Here is a 14632-nt window from a genome sequence, read left to right on the forward strand (position 1 = left end):
GACCAGGGACACGACAACCCAACGATCAACCCGCCGTCACCCGGCGACGCACATACTTCAACTATCGCTCGCATTGCGGCAGTTGATGGGAAACGGGATCGCTCAGCCCGTCGCCGCAAGGACCAGCGGCAGTACCTGCTCGCTGCCCGATTGCCGCAGCAACCGCGCAGCCAGTGCCAATGTCCAGCCGGATTCGGTGTAGTCGTCCACGAGCAGAACAGGCCCCGGAGACCGAGCGAGCGCTCCGGCCAGCTCCTCGGAGACGGTGAAGGACCCGAACAGCCCCCTGAGACGCTGCGCGGAATTACTGCGGCGTGCCGCGTGGGGGCCGTTCGGCCCGCCGTACGTCAAGGTGCCCAAGAAGGGCAGGCGGCCGATGGACGCGATGCCCTGCGCAAGCGAACCGACCAACTGCGGGCGGGACATGGAAGGCACGGCGACCACTCCGACGGGCCGGGCCGAGGCGTCCGGGACGTTCGGTGCCCAGCCGCCCGGCGAGCGCGCCCAGTCGGCAAGGACTGCCACGGCGGCCCGCAGGACGTCGTCCGGGACCGGCCCGTCCGGGGCGTTCTCGGCCAGCAGTGGGCGCAGCCGGTTGCCCCAGCCGATGTCGGAGAGGCGGCCCAGGGCACGCCCGGTGGAGCACTGGTGCCCGATCGGGATACGGCCCTTGAGGTCGATGCCCAGCGCGGGCATTCCCGTCGGCCACATACGGCGCGGCTCGATCTCCACACCGGGGCGGTCCAGCTCCTTCTCCGCCCCGGTCAGCGCGTCCGCCGAGACTTGCGAATCCACCCATGCGCCCGCGCAGTTGTCGCAACGGCCGCAAGCCGCCGCCCCGTCGTCGTCCAGCTGCCGGCGCAGGAACTCCATTCGGCACTCGGCCGTGCTCACGTAGTCACGCATGGCCTGCTGCTCGGCTGCCCGCTGCCGGGCGACCCAGGCGTACCGTTCGGCGTCGTAGGCCCACTGCTCACCGGTCGAGATCCAGCCGCCCTTCACCCGTTTCACGGCTCCGTCCACGTCGAGGACCTTGAGCATGCTCTCCAATCGGGTGCGGCGGAGGTCGACCATGGCCTCGAGGGCCGGCACGGACAGTGGCCGTCCGGCGTCGGCGAGGGCCGACAGTGTCTGGCGCACCTGTGTCTCGGGCGGAAAGGCCGTATCGGCGAAGTAGCGCCAGATCGCCTCGTCCTCCTTGCCCGGCAGGAGCAGTACATCGGCATGCTCCACGCCGCGCCCGGCACGTCCCACCTGCTGGTAGTAGGCGATCGGCGAGGACGGTGAACCGAGGTGGACGACGAATCCCAGGTCCGGCTTGTCGAAACCCATGCCCAGCGCCGAGGTCGCGACCAGCGCCTTGACCCGGTTCTCCTGGAGATCGGTCTCGGCCTGCAATCGGTCGGCATTCTCCGTACGCCCCGTGTACGAGGCCACCCGGAAGCCACGTTGCCGCAGAAAGGCCGTGGCTTCCTCGGCGGCGGCCACAGTGAGCGCGTAGATGATCCCGGAGCCCTGCAGCTCGTCCAGGTGCTCGGCGAGCCAGGCCAGGCGGTGGGCCGCATCGGGCAGCTGGACCACGCCCAGCCGCAGACTCTCCCTGTCCAGCGGGCCACGCAGCACCAGGGCCTCGCTGCCGCCGGTGCCCAGTTGCTCGGCCACATCCGCGGTGACGCGCGCGTTGGCGGTCGCGGTCGTGGCCAGGACCGGCACGCCGGCCGGCAGCTCGGCGAGCATCGCCCGCAGCCGCCGGTAGTCCGGACGGAAATCGTGGCCCCAGTCGGAGATGCAGTGGGCCTCATCCACGACCAGCAAACCGGTCGTGTCGGCAAGCTTGGGCAGCACCTGCTCGCGGAAGTCGACCGCGTTGAGGCGTTCCGGACTGACGAGCAGGACGTCGGTCTCTCCGCGCTCGACCTCTTCGTAGATGACCCCCCAGTCCTCCGGATTGGCCGAGTTGATGGTGCGTGCCCGGATACCGGCGCGCGCCGCCGACTCGACCTGGTTGCGCATCAGCGCCAGCAGCGGCGAGACGATCACCGTCGGACCGGACCCGCGGCGGCGCAGCAGCGCGGTGGCGACGAAATACACCGCGGACTTCCCCCAGCCGGTGCGCTGCACGACCAGGGCACGCCGGCGCTCCTTCACCAGAGCCGCGACCGCCTGCCACTGGTCCTCCCGGAGTCGCGCCGCGCCCCCCGGGGTGCCGACGAGCTCGGCGAGGACGGCATCGGCTTCAGCGCGCAGCTCCAGAACGTCTTCCATGCCTCCATGCAACCCGACACCACTGACAATCGCCCACTCCACCCCGCACTGCCAGGCGCATCTCCCGCCCACGATGATTCCGTGACCGGACTGTCCTTCCAGGTCAGGGACAACGTCAGCATCCCGATCAACGGATCTGGCCATGGCCGGGATCAGGTCGCAGCTCAGGTCTCAGCTCAGGTCCCGCGCGGTCCTGCTTCCGCCCCGTTCCAGGTCCTGCTTCCGCCCCGTTCCCTACGATGTGGCATCGCACGAGAACTGCGTGCCCGACCCGGCACGACCGCTACACGCATCGCTCGGTGACGCGCTGGGTAGGGATATAACCCGCGCACCCTCAGATATCGGGCGGTGGCCCCAATTGCTCGTTGCCGCATCCTGGTTCGCCAGGAAGAATTGAAGTCCGCTCCCCGTACGGCTCGTCCGTGATCCGGTAGGGCTCTGCTGCGGTGCGCGCTCCCCCGATTCCGACCCCGCCCCGCAGTGTGGGCGCGTAGCCGAAGGGAGGACCGTGACCTTCGGATTCGCTCCGTCCTCTGCGGCATCCATGTCGACGTCAGCCGACCTGTCCGCCGCATCCGCCAACCCCCTGGCCCGCATGCTCGAACCCGCCGAGTGGGCGGCAGCGGGAATCCCCCTGCTACGCAATCCACGCGAGGTCGTCAGCGGTCTGCATTCCAGGCACCGCCCTGGACCGGCCACTGCGATCGTGGCGGTACTCGACCCTGACGAGCGGCTGCGCGCGAGCGCCTCCTTCATCCGCCGCCCGGCTCCGGCCGACGGCTGGATGTTCCGTAACGCACTGCTCGCGCAACTGCGTCGGGTCATCCCGCACGACCTGCGCCGCCGCACCCCGGTGCGCACCGCCGTGCTGCTCTACTGCCGTGAGGGCGACGGCCGTTGGACGGAAGAGGACGGTGCGTGGATGTGGGGCCTGCGTGACGCCTGCACCCTGCATGGCCTTCGCTGCGGCGCGTACATCACGCTGACCCGTGACGGCTGGCAGGTCCTTGGCGAAGGTCGCGGCGGACGCCGACCCAGCGCCGACTCGTCGCCCGAGCCCTTCGCGATGTCCGAGGCGCCGCTTCCGATACCCCGCACCGGCGGCGCAGCCTCGGAGGTCATGCGGCGCGCGGCGGCCCGCTGAGGACGCCGTCGCGGGTTTCGCCACCGGTGACACGCAGACGTCGTAGCACCGCCGCCACGCGGGACGACGGACGGGCTTTCGTACGACGATGACCGCCACCGGCGCAGCCTCCTCACGGGGCTGCCGCCAGGACCACACCGCGCGGCCGACCCAGTCTCGGAGCCCCTGGAGGCGCCCCGTGCGGGGCGGGGGCCAGATCAGGGCACTCGGAGAACCAGCCCGGGCGGTCCCCACCGCACGTCGAACGCCCAGCGGTATCACACGACGTCCCCCGGCCGCCGCGCCTCCGGTTGCGCGCACCTCGACTCACCCGCAGGCCCTGAGCGCACGACATCGGTGCGCCAGTCGGACTCACGGCTGGAGCCCATGCACCACTCGGACTCACGGCTGGAGCCCGTACGCCACTCGGACTCAGGGCTGGCACCCGTGCGCCAGACGGGCTGACGGCCGGCGTCCGTGCACCGGGGCCGCGCGGTCGGTACCTCCGTGCGGCCAGGACCTGCCGTACCCGTGAGCTGTGCACACGGCCCATCCCCCACACGTTGGTGCGCATGCCGGATGTCCCGCCGTGCAGACGCCACCGAGGTGGCGTCCTGCCTTCGCCGCCCTGTGGCGTGTCCCCCGGACCGAGCCGGAACGGCTCAAACGCCCGCGCCGAGCACCGAGTTGATCCGCTGCGGGTCACCGCAGACGATCAACAAGGCACGCGCCTGGCTGAGGGCCAGCGGAAGCACGGTGGCGGCAGCGGTGTCGGGGCCGCCGTTGACGGCGACCACGACCACGGGCCGCGCCGTGGCACGGGGCGCCGCGGAGGCGTCGGCGTAGAAGACGTCGTCTCCCGCGTCGTGCTGCGCCCAGTAGGCGGCTTCACCGAAGGACAGCTCATGGGTGGCCCACGGATGCTGTTCACCGGTGGTGATCACCAGCACCTCGCCGGGGGCGCGGCCCGACTCCAAGAGCAGGTCCACGGCCTCCTCGGCGGCGTCGAGGGCGCCCTCGGGCGAGGCCGGGATCAACTGGATCTGCGGGGCCGCCACAGCCTGGGCGGATGCGGCAGGGGCCGCGGGGCCCGACGGACCGGGCTTGGCCACGGCCACCTCCCGCGGCGTCCTTTGCACCGGCGGCGCGGGCCGCGGAGGCCCAGGTCGGCCGGGGCGCGACGAAGCCGCGGGGCGGGGACCGGGTACGGGACGGGGGGTCGGCGCGATACGGCCACTGGCCGGAGTGGCGCGGGGACCCTGGGCACTCTCGTGAATCTGAGGCTCCTCGGGAATGAGAGGCATGAGTTGATATTTATCAAACGCTGGTGCGACTCGCGTCAGCGGGTGGCACATGAGTGGGAGCGGAATCGTCAGAAATCGAAGCCGAGCTGACCTTCGACCTCCGGAACGCTTCCTTCCATCCAGGTGCGGACCTTCTTGAGGTGCCGCCACTGGGGCAGCGCATCAAGATACGCCCACGACAACCGGTGGTGCGGGGTGGGCCCCCGCTCCGCCAGTGCGGCCTTGTGCACGGGTGACGGATACCCGGCGTTGTCCGCAAAACCGAAGTCTGCATGGTCGACACCCAGTTCGGCCATCATTTTGTCGCGCTGCACCTTGGCGATCACCGAGGCCGCCGCGACCGCCACGCAGGACTGGTCCCCCTTGATCACCGTCCGGACCCGCCAGGAGCCCCCGAGGTAATCATGCTTTCCGTCGAGGATCACCGCGTCGGGGCGGACCGGCAGGGCTTCCAAGGCCCGCACTGCGGCGAGGCGCAGCGAGGCCGTCATGCCCAGGTCGTCGATCTCCTCCGGCGAGGCGTGCCCCAGCGCGTACGACGTCACCCAGCCCCGCAACTCTTCCGCGAGTACGGTGCGCCGCTTGACGGCGATCAGCTTGGAGTCGGTGAGGCCCACGGGGGGTCGTCGCAATCCGGTGACCGCCGCACAGACGGTGACGGGGCCGGCCCAAGCACCGCGACCCACCTCGTCGACACCGGCAATGATCTTCGCTCCGGTCGTGGCTCGGAGGGAGCGCTCGACGGTGTGAGTAGGCGGTTCGTACGGCATGGCGCCCTTAGCCTACGCCGCCCGGAACCCGCTTCGACACCCTGGTTCCCCGAGCGGCCCCAAGGTCGGCGCAGCGGGGCCTCACAGGGCCCCCGGCCGCAGCAGGGGGATCATCAACTGGTCGATCATTTCCTCCAGATCTCGATCAGTCCATTCGCTGGCGCACATCTTCGACCGGTACATCATCATCGCCGGAACAGCATCGAAGACATAGCCGTTCGCCGCGTCGTGCCGCACCTCTCCCCTTTCAATGCCACGGGTGATGACCTCTCGCAGCAGCTTGATCGTCGGCTCGACCACACCCTCGTAGATCACTCCATGGAACCGCTCAGTCTGCTGGTTGTCGCATTCGTGAATCACCGAACGCAAAGCGAACCCGGAGGGGGAGAACATCGCCTCCCGCGTCTGACGACACAGCTCGAGCAGATCTTCGCGCACGCTCCCCCGATCGGGAGCCTCCTCGAAACTCGGCAACCCGGCCCGCAGCGCGTCGGCGACGAGATCCTCCTTGGACGGCCAGCGGCGATAGACGGCGGCCTTGCCGGTCTGGGCGCCGGCGGCGACGCCCTCCATGGTGAGGCCGTTCCAGCCGACCGTGCTGAGTTGATTCAGCGCGGCATCGAGGATCGCGCGTTCGAGCACGGCGCCGCGCCGGCGAGGAGCGGCCGTCCGAGCGGGGGCGGCCGTCCAGCGCGAGGTAACCATCTGAGCGTCTCCAACAAACAAGGGAAGCGGGGAATTTACGGGACCCAAGGAGCAGTCGCGCGACATCCAGGGGGGACAGAAACACCGCACGACGACACCAGTGAACGCTTGCGTTCACTACCACGAGCTCACTACGGTAGACGCGACAGTGAACGCGAGCGTTCACTAAGGCTCTTGTGGGGGACCCATAGTGACAACCTCTCAGTTGATCAAGGACCAAAAACCAGGTGCGGCTCGCCGGGAGGGGCATCCCGGCATCGCGCTCACCGTCATCGCGGCTTGCCAACTCATGGTGGTACTCGACGCGACGATTGTGAACATTGCGCTTCCGCACATTCAGAACGCGCTCGATTTCAGCACCACCGACCTCACCTGGGTCGTGAGTGCCTACACCCTCACCTTCGGCGGCCTGCTGCTTCTCGGAGGCCGCGCCGGTGACATCCTGGGGCGCCGCAGGGTCTTCCTGACCGGCATCCTGCTCTTCACTCTCGCCTCCCTGCTCGGCGGATTCGCCCAGGAACCCTGGCAGTTGCTGGCCGCGCGTGTACTGCAGGGCGTGGGTGGCGCCATCGCCTCGCCCACCTCGCTGGCGCTCATCACCACGACGTTCCCCGAAGGCCCGGAACGCAACCGGGCGTTCGGCGTCTTCGCCGCCGTTTCCGCAGGCGGTGGCGCCATCGGCCTGCTCGCGGGCGGCATGCTCACCGAATGGCTCGACTGGCGGTGGGTGCTCTTCGTCAACGTGCCGATCGGCATCGTCATAGCCGTGCTCACCCCGCTCTACATCAGCGAGTCCGAGCGGCACACGGGCCGCTTCGACATAGCGGGCGCCCTGACCTCGACCGCGGGTATGGCTTCCCTGGTCTACGGCTTCATCCGCGCGGCGGACGAAGGCTGGCGAGACAACCTGACCATCGGATCCTTCGTCGCCGCGGTTGTTCTGTTGCTGGCCTTCGCGTTCATCGAGTCGCGGGCCAAGGAGCCCATCACCCCGCTCAGGATGTTTGCCGACCGTAACCGCTCCGGCACGTATGTGATCATGCTCAGTCTGGCCGCGGCGATGTTCGGCATGTTCTTCTACATCGTGCTGTTCGTGCAGAACGTGCTCCAGTACAGCCCGATCGACGCCGGACTCGCCTTCCTTCCGGTCACGGTCGTGATCGCGATCGGCGCCGGCCTGTCGCAGCGCTTCCTGCCCGTGCTCGGCCCCAAGCCCTTCATGCTCACCGGTTCCGCGCTCACCGCGATCGGCCTTGCCTGGCAGAGCCTCATAGGCGCGGACAGCTCGTATGTCGGCGGAGTGCTCGGGCCGATGCTGCTCTTCGGCTTCGGCATGGGCCTGAACTTCGTGACGCTGACGATCACCGCGGTCTCCGGTGTGGCCCAGCACGAGGCAGGTGCCGCATCCGGACTGCTCAACGCGACTCAGCAGGTCGGCGGTTCGCTCGGCCTCTCCATCCTGACGACGGTGTTCGGCTCGGCGAGCAAGGAGGAGGCGGAAAAGCAGGTCCCGGCATTCCTGGCCCAGGCGACGCCCGAGCAGAAGGCGGAGTTCGCCAAGACGGAGCAGCTCCCCGGCCCATGGGGACACGAGGTGCTCACGGAGGGCATCTCCATGGGCTTCGTGGCTGCCGCCGCGATGGCCGTCCTGGCCCTGGCCACCGCATGGTTGGTGATCCGGGTACGCAAGAGCGACCTGGAGGCTCTTGCCGGGAAGGCCGGCCCCGTGGGCGGCTGACCCGATCTGGTCCACGGCGTGCCGCGGATGGCCGATTCGCATCGCGGGCGAAACCGGCGAGGACGACGAGCCGGCCATCCGCACCACCCACCCGTCGAAGGACGTCGGGCGCGCACCGGTGGCGTAGCAGCAGAACAGCCTAAGCCCACTCCAACCGGCAGCCACCACGACGCACAGCACGCCGAGCGCCGTCAGCACCCCCATGGCTCCCACGACACCACCCCTGTACCTGTTTCTGCGCGTGCGGCGTGAGGTCCGGCACACGCAGGCCGCTGCCGCCTACCAGCGACCAACTCCCAACTACCAACTGCCTCCACAACGACCCTACAGTCACACAGAGTTCCCGACCAGAACAGAAAGTTACTGCCGAGGTTGCGCTCACGGCGACATCATCTCGACGGGGCTGACAGGGCGGACCGGGCGCCGACGGGGCGAAGGCAGCGGCGGCGGGGCAGGGCGGAGCAGCTGCGCGCCCAAGTCATCGACGGCCGACGGAGCATCTGAGCCCCCAAGTGTCGAATCAGAGCTGAGACACACCGTCCGGCCCACTCCTCCACACCCGGCGTCGTCCAGCGTCCAGCCGCCAGGCGGACGGACCGGCTACACCGACCCCGGCACCCAGTCAGGCAGCGCCTCGGTCTTCTCCACCCACTCGGCCGGCGTCGCACCGGCCTTTCCGGATCCGATCACCCCGCCCACGATGGCGCAGGTGGTGTCGACGTCACCGCCGACCTGCGCGGTCGTCCAGAAGGCGTTCTCGTAGTCGCCCAGGGCGCGCGCGGCCGACCAGAGCGCGAAGGGCACGGTGTCGTGAGCCGTGGTGCGCCTCCCGCAGCCCAGCACGGCCGCCACGGTGGCAGCGTCGCCGTAGTCGAGCATGTCCCGGGCTCGTCTCAGCCCCGCGCCCACCGCGCTCTTCGGCACGAGCGCGATGACGTCGTCGAGGAGCGATTCAGGGCTGGGCGGGCCACCAGGCGCGGCGGCCAGCGCGGCAGCCGCGGCGACAGCCATGGCGCCGACCACGGCCTCACGGTGCTGGTGGGTGGGATAGGCCGAGATCTCGGCCTGGTGGGTCGCCTGCTCGGGATCGTCCGCGTACCAGGCGCCCAGAGGCGCGATCCGCATCGCCGCGCCGTTGCCCCAGGAGCCCTGGCCGTTGAAGAGCGCGGCGGCGAGCTCGCGCCAGTCGCCGCCCTCCCGAACCAGACGCAGCAGCCGGTTGACCGCGGGGCCATAGCCCCGGTCGAAGTCGTGATGCTCGGCGAAGGAGAGGGCCAGAGCGTCCTGATCAATGCGGTGGTGGGCAGCCAGGACGGCGACCACGGAACAAGCCATCTCCGTGTCGTCCGTCCACTGCCAGGGACCGGGGGGAAGCTCGCGGCGCTTGAGCAGCGGATAGTTCACCGGCACGAAGAACTGCGAGCCCAGCGCGTCCCCCACCGCGAGGCCGCGCAGGCTGGCGAGGGCGCGGTCCAGGCGCCCTTCGGGAGAGGAATCAGCGGTCATCGCCCTGCCACTCTATCCGGTGATCCCGTACGGTTCCGGATCTCGCCAGCGTTCGAACGGCCGGTCAAGCGTGTACTTGCCGTCGTCCCCGAGAACGAGCATCCGCATCTCCGCGTTCCCGGGGTTGGACAGCGACTCGAATTCCGCGACCGTCCAGTGGAACCAGCGCATGCAGAACAGCCGCATGGCGAGGCCATGGGTCACCAGCAGCACGTTCGGGGGGTGATCGGGCGCCTCGAAGCTGCGGAAGAGGCTCTCCAGGAAGCCCCCGACCCGGTCGTACACGTCGGCGCCGGACTCGCCCTGGGCGAAACGGTAGAAGAAGTGGCCGTAGGCATCCCGGTAAGCCTTCTGGAGGCGTACGTCGTCGCAGTCCTGCCAGTTCCCCCAGTCCTGCTCACGCAGCCGGGGCTCCTCGCGCACGCGTATGAGGTCGGGGTCCAGGTGGAAGGAGCGCAGCGTCTCGTGGGTACGGCGGTAGGGAGAGACGTACACGCTGACGCGCTCGCGGCCGAAGACCTCCCGCAGCCGTTTTCCCGTGTCCTCGGCCTGCTGCCGGCCCCGCTCGGTCAGGGCCAGCGCATGGTCGGGCTCACGCTCGTAGACGGTGTCATCAACATTGCCCGTTGACTCTCCGTGCCGGACAAGGACGATGCGCCGTGGTCGTGCCATGCCAAAACCCTAGATCGGGTGACGGCTCTTCGAGCACTCGTACGGGCCTTATACGGCGCAGGTCACACAATTCCTGCACCATCAGCCACATCAAACCCGGAGCTTTACGGTTCGGAAATCAAACTATCCAGGTCTGCTCGAGCTCCACGATGTCCCCCGTGAGGGCGGCGATGTCCGCCTCGGTCTGGGCCCGCAGCGCCAGTCGCTCCACTCGTTCCGTACGGTACTTGCCGTGCTCCGCGGCCGATCGCCACATCGACAGCACCAGGAACTCATGACCCGGAGCCTCTCCGAACAGCCCGCGGATCATGCCGGGAGACCCCGCCATCGCCGGGTTCCAGACCTTCTCCTGCATGAGCGTGAAATGCTCGGCGCGTTCCTGATGGACACGGCAGTGAGCCACTCTGACCAGGTCCGCATCGGTGAAGCGCGGCTCGAAGCCCGTCTTCACGTCGAAGCGGTAGTCGAAGAGTTTCGCCTGCAGATCCTTGTAGGTGCCCGACTGGGCCGCGGCCAGCCTGTCATGGGAGCGGGCCATGAAGGAGTCGTAGAAGGAACGGCTCTCCCAGAACGAGAAGATGTGCGCCACCCCCTGCCGCCCCCGGCTCCAGCCCCCACCCTGTCCCCGAAACCCCGGCTCCCCCAGAAGCCCCGCCCATTTTCGCTGCCCCCGCTCGAAGCCGCGGCGGTCCACCACGGTGCAGCGAATCCACTTGACCAGCACCGCGCCATGGTAAGGCCACGGCACGCGGCGCCGGTCGCCCTCGGGCGCACAGCTCACCGGCGTACGCCCCCACGCGCGTGGCAGGATGGACAACCGGCCTCATCCGCTGGGCAGTTCGGGATGAGTGCCATTCGCGCAACGGGGAAGGGGAGCCTGGTGAACGCCATCAACAAGGGGATCCGGAAAGTCGAGATCTCGGTCAAGTGGGATCCCAGTCCCACCGGGCAGCCGCCCACCGACCTGGACCTCGTCGCCGCGACCTACCTGACCGACGACCCGTACGGCGATCCCGCGTACGTGGTGCACTTCGACAGCCGTTCCCCCGACGGGACCATATATCTGAACCGGGACAGCAAGGACGGCAAGGGTTTCGGCTGGGACGAGGTCCTGACCGTGGAACTCGACCGGCTCGACAGCCGCTACGCGCGCGTGGTGGTCGGAGTGGTGATCCAGCAACGCCCTGCGGAGCGCACCTTCGTCAGTGTCATCAAGCCGGCCCTGCGCATCCGTGAGGGCTACACCGTCCTGGCGGAGGACGACTTCGGCGGCGTCCTCGGGTCGACGGCGGCGACGGTCGCGGAGTTCGTACGCGAGGGTTCGAGCACGTGGGACTTCCATTCCGGAGTCCACGGTTTCGAGGACGACCCGGCGACCTTCACGGCCGCCATGGGCCGGGCCCGTCGCAGCTGACAGCGCTGCACGCGCGCGAGGCCGTACGACGAGGAGGGGCGCCGACCTGTCGTCGGCGCCCCTCCTGTTCAGGTTCGCGTCAGCGGTGCGCGGCTCGGGACCGCGTTGCTGCCGGCGTCAGCTGCAACCGCTGGTCGAGCCGCAGCCCTCGCAGATGTAGCAGGAGCCGGCACGCTGCATCTTCGTGCCGCAGGAGAAGCACAGCGGGGCGTCGGCCTGGATGCCCAGCTGCATCTCCACCAGCTCGGCGCTGGTGTGGGCCTGCTGCGGAGCGGGCTTGGCCGCCTCGGCCTCGGCCTTCGGCGTGGCGACGGCCTTCAGCTCCTGAGCCCGCGGCGCCGACTGGGCCAGGCCCTCGACGTCGACCTCGTCCTCGGAGGGCTCGTAGGAACCCGTCTCCAGGTGACGCTGACGCTCCTCGGCGGAGTGGATGCCGAGCGCCGAACGCGTCTCGAACGGCAGGAAGTCGAGCGCCAGGCGGCGGAAGATGTAGTCGACGATCGACTGCGCCATCCGCACGTCCGGGTCGTCCGTCATGCCGGCCGGCTCGAAGCGCATGTTCGTGAACTTCGAGACGTACGTCTCCAGCGGCACGCCGTACTGGAGGCCGACGGAGACCGCGATGGAGAAGGCGTCCATCATGCCGGCGAGGGTCGAGCCCTGCTTGGACATCTTCAGGAAGACCTCGCCGAGACCGTCGTCCGGGTAGGAGTTGGCGGTCATGTAACCCTCGGCACCGCCGACGGTGAAGGATGTCGTGATGCCGGGACGGCCCTTGGGGAGGCGCTTGCGGACCGGGCGGTACTCGACGACCTTCTCGACCGTCTCACGGATGGTGGCCTCGGCCTTCTCCGTGATCTCGGCCTTCTCCTTCTCCTTGGTCTTCGCGGAGAGGGGCTGGCCGACCTTGCAGTTGTCGCGGTAGATGGCGAGCGCCTTGACGCCCAGCTTCCAGGCCTCGAAGTAGATCTCCTCGACCTCCTCGACGGTCGCCGACTCCGGCATGTTGACCGTCTTGGACAGGGCGCCGGAGATCCACGGCTGGATCGCGGCCATCATGCGGACGTGGCCCATCGCGGAGATGGAGCGCTCGCCCATGGCGCAGTCGAACACCTCGTAGTGCTCGTGCTTGAGGCCCGGGGCGTCGACGACATTGCCGTGCTCGGCGATGTGGGCGACGATCGCCTCGATCTGCTCCTCCTGGTAGCCCAGGCGGCGCAGGGCCTGCGGAACGGTGCCGTTGACGATCTGCATCGAGCCGCCGCCGACGAGCTTCTTGAACTTGACCAGCGCGAGGTCGGGCTCGAGGCCGGTGGTGTCGCAGGACATCGCGAGACCGATGGTGCCGGTCGGGGCGATGACGGACGCCTGGGAGTTACGGAAACCGTTCTTCTCACCGAGGCGCAGCACGTCCTGCCATGCCTCCGTGGCGGCGGCCCAGACCGGCGTGTCCAGGTCGTCCATGCGGACGGCCGCGGTGTTGGCGTCGGCGTGCTGCTTCATGACGCGCAGGTGCGGCTGGGCGTTGCGCGCGTAGCCGTCGTACGGGCCGACGACCGCTGCGAGTTCGGCGGAGCGCTTGTACGACGTGCCGGTCATCAGGGAGGTGATGGCGCCGGCGAGGGCACGGCCGCCGTCGGAGTCGTACGCGTGGCCCGTCGCCATCAGCAGGGCGCCGAGGTTGGCGTAGCCGATGCCGAGCTGGCGGAACGCGCGCGTGTTCTCGCCGATCTTCTGTGTCGGGAAGTCCGCGAAGGAGATGGAGATGTCCATCGCGGTGATGACGAGCTCGACCACCTTGGCAAAGCGCTCGACGTCGAAGGACTGGTTGCCCTTGCCGTCGTCCTTGAGGAACTTCATCAGGTTGAGCGAGGCGAGGTTGCAGGACGTGTTGTCCAGGTGCATGTACTCGCTGCAGGGGTTCGAGCCGTTGATACGGCCGGACTCCGGGCAGGTGTGCCAGTGGTTGATGGTGTCGTCGTACTGGATGCCGGGGTCGGCGCATGCCCAGGCGGCCTCGGCCATCTTGCGGAACAGGGACTTGGCGTCGACCTCTTCGATGACCTCGCCGGTCATCCGCGCGCGCAGGCCGAACTTGCCGCCCTGCTCGACGGCCTTCATGAACTCGTCGTTCACCCGGACCGAGTTGTTGGCGTTCTGGTACTGGACGGACGTGATGTCGTCGCCGCCCAGGTCCATGTCGAAGCCCGCGTCACGCAGGGCGCGGATCTTCTCCTCTTCCTTCACCTTGGTCTCGATGAAGTCCTCGATGTCGGGGTGGTCGACGTCGAGGATGACCATCTTCGCGGCGCGGCGGGTGGCACCGCCCGACTTGATCGTTCCCGCGGAGGCGTCGGCACCGCGCATGAAGGAGACCGGGCCGGAGGCGTTGCCGCCGGAGGACAGCAGCTCCTTGGAGGAGCGGATGCGGGAGAGGTTCAGGCCGGCGCCGGAGCCGCCCTTGAAGATCATCCCCTCTTCCTTGTACCAGTCGAGGATCGACTCCATGGAGTCGTCGACGGACAGGATGAAGCAGGCGGAGACCTGCTGGGGCTGCTTGGTTCCGACGTTGAACCAGACCGGGCTGTTGAAGCTGAAGATCTGGTGCAGGAGGGCGTAGGCCAGCTCGTGCTCGAAGATCTCGGCGTCGGCGGGGGAGGCGAAGTACTTGTGGTCCTCGCCGGCCTTCCGATACGTCTTCACGATGCGGTCGATGAGCTGCTTCAGGCTCACCTCGCGCTGCGGGGTGCCGACGGCACCGCGGAAGTACTTGCTGGTGACGATGTTGACCGCGTTCACCGACCAGAAGTCGGGGAACTCGACGCCGCGCTGCTCGAAGTTGACCGAGCCGTCGCGCCAGTTGGTCATGACGACGTCACGGCGCTCCCAGGCCACCTCGTCGTACGGGTGCACGCCGGGGGTGGTGTGGATGCGCTCGATACGCAGTCCCTTGGTCGCCTTGGTGCCCTTGGCGCGGGAACTCCGTGCCGGACCGCTCGCCGTCTCTGTCATGCCGCCTCCCTGTACGGGCTAAAACGCCCTGAAGTGCCCCGATGTTCCCCGTGGCACGGTGTTCTGTCTGGTGCTGCGGGCACCCTGATCGCCACCCGCAACAGGTCTTGTGTCGCCGCCTCA

The 14632-nt window shown here is 68.7% G+C and carries 11 protein-coding genes; 3 read left to right on the top strand and 8 right to left on the bottom strand.

The window, feature by feature from the left end; all coding sequences use genetic code 11:
- Positions 1 to 102: 102 nt before the first annotated feature.
- Positions 103 to 2265: a RecQ family ATP-dependent DNA helicase gene (locus tag ACHBTE_RS04110; protein WP_394721925.1), complete on the bottom strand. Its 2163-nt coding sequence runs from the start codon at positions 2263 to 2265 to the stop codon at positions 103 to 105.
- 508 nt (positions 2266 to 2773) lie between these two features.
- Between ACHBTE_RS04110 and ACHBTE_RS04115 the strand changes: the two genes are divergently transcribed.
- Positions 2774 to 3409, top strand: a complete 636-nt coding sequence (locus tag ACHBTE_RS04115) for a hypothetical protein (protein ID WP_394721926.1) — start codon at positions 2774 to 2776, stop codon at positions 3407 to 3409.
- Between the two features lie 641 nt (positions 3410 to 4050).
- Here ACHBTE_RS04115 and ACHBTE_RS04120 read toward each other — a convergent pair.
- From ACHBTE_RS04120 to ACHBTE_RS04130, 3 genes are all read right to left on the bottom strand, one after another.
- Entirely contained in the window at positions 4051 to 4692 is a 642-nt protein-coding gene (locus ACHBTE_RS04120; RefSeq protein WP_394721927.1) for a hypothetical protein, read from the bottom strand.
- Between the two features lie 68 nt (positions 4693 to 4760).
- On the bottom strand, positions 4761 to 5462 hold the full coding sequence (locus ACHBTE_RS04125) for a ribonuclease HII (protein ID WP_394721928.1): 702 nt from the start codon (positions 5460 to 5462) through the stop codon (positions 4761 to 4763).
- Positions 5463 to 5543: 81 nt separating this feature from the next.
- Positions 5544 to 6167, bottom strand: a complete 624-nt coding sequence (locus tag ACHBTE_RS04130) for a TetR/AcrR family transcriptional regulator (RefSeq protein WP_394721929.1) — start codon at positions 6165 to 6167, stop codon at positions 5544 to 5546.
- A 190-nt stretch (positions 6168 to 6357) separates the two neighbouring features.
- Between ACHBTE_RS04130 and ACHBTE_RS04135 the strand changes: the two genes are divergently transcribed.
- A complete protein-coding gene (locus ACHBTE_RS04135) occupies positions 6358 to 7905 on the top strand; it encodes an MFS transporter (protein ID WP_394721930.1) in 1548 nt (515 codons plus the stop codon).
- Between the two features lie 600 nt (positions 7906 to 8505).
- Here the strand turns inward: ACHBTE_RS04135 and ACHBTE_RS04140 are convergent.
- The 3 genes from ACHBTE_RS04140 to ACHBTE_RS04150 form a co-directional block, all read right to left on the bottom strand.
- Positions 8506 to 9411, bottom strand: a complete 906-nt coding sequence (locus ACHBTE_RS04140; protein WP_394721931.1) for an ADP-ribosylglycohydrolase family protein — start codon at positions 9409 to 9411, stop codon at positions 8506 to 8508.
- 12 nt (positions 9412 to 9423) lie between these two features.
- On the bottom strand, positions 9424 to 10083 hold the full coding sequence (locus tag ACHBTE_RS04145; RefSeq protein WP_394721932.1) for a histidine phosphatase family protein: 660 nt from the start codon (positions 10081 to 10083) through the stop codon (positions 9424 to 9426).
- A 118-nt stretch (positions 10084 to 10201) separates the two neighbouring features.
- Positions 10202 to 10807, bottom strand: coding sequence for a YdbC family protein (locus tag ACHBTE_RS04150; RefSeq protein ID WP_394721997.1), 606 nt, complete (start codon positions 10805 to 10807; stop codon positions 10202 to 10204).
- Positions 10808 to 10963: 156 nt separating this feature from the next.
- On the opposite strand from ACHBTE_RS04150, the gene ACHBTE_RS04155 reads away from it, so the two are divergent.
- On the top strand, positions 10964 to 11497 hold the full coding sequence (locus ACHBTE_RS04155; RefSeq protein ID WP_394721934.1) for a TerD family protein: 534 nt from the start codon (positions 10964 to 10966) through the stop codon (positions 11495 to 11497).
- A gap of 117 nt (positions 11498 to 11614) precedes the next feature.
- Here ACHBTE_RS04155 and ACHBTE_RS04160 read toward each other — a convergent pair whose 3' ends face one another.
- Positions 11615 to 14509 carry a vitamin B12-dependent ribonucleotide reductase gene (locus ACHBTE_RS04160; RefSeq protein ID WP_394721936.1) on the bottom strand — a complete coding sequence of 965 codons (2895 nt, stop codon included), beginning with the start codon at positions 14507 to 14509 and terminating at the stop codon, positions 11615 to 11617.
- Between the last annotated feature and the right edge of the window lie 123 nt (positions 14510 to 14632).

It is taken from the genome of Streptomyces sp. M41 (genome assembly GCF_043673425.1).
Classification (GTDB): domain Bacteria; phylum Actinomycetota; class Actinomycetes; order Streptomycetales; family Streptomycetaceae; genus Streptomyces.

What these genes read in the sequence shown, in the direction of transcription:
- ACHBTE_RS04160 (WP_394721936.1), bottom strand. Translation starts at nt 14,509, where the DNA reads ATGACAGAGACGGCGAGCGGTCCGGCACGGAGTTCCCGCGCCAAGGGC.
- ACHBTE_RS04125 (WP_394721928.1), bottom strand. Translation starts at nt 5,462, where the DNA reads ATGCCGTACGAACCGCCTACTCACACCGTCGAGCGCTCCCTCCGAGCC.
- ACHBTE_RS04145 (WP_394721932.1), bottom strand. Translation starts at nt 10,083, where the DNA reads ATGGCACGACCACGGCGCATCGTCCTTGTCCGGCACGGAGAGTCAACG.
- ACHBTE_RS04110 (WP_394721925.1), bottom strand. Translation starts at nt 2,265, where the DNA reads ATGGAAGACGTTCTGGAGCTGCGCGCTGAAGCCGATGCCGTCCTCGCC.
- ACHBTE_RS04130 (WP_394721929.1), bottom strand. Translation starts at nt 6,167, where the DNA reads ATGGTTACCTCGCGCTGGACGGCCGCCCCCGCTCGGACGGCCGCTCCT.
- ACHBTE_RS04120 (WP_394721927.1), bottom strand. Translation starts at nt 4,692, where the DNA reads ATGCCTCTCATTCCCGAGGAGCCTCAGATTCACGAGAGTGCCCAGGGT.
- ACHBTE_RS04140 (WP_394721931.1), bottom strand. Translation starts at nt 9,411, where the DNA reads ATGACCGCTGATTCCTCTCCCGAAGGGCGCCTGGACCGCGCCCTCGCC.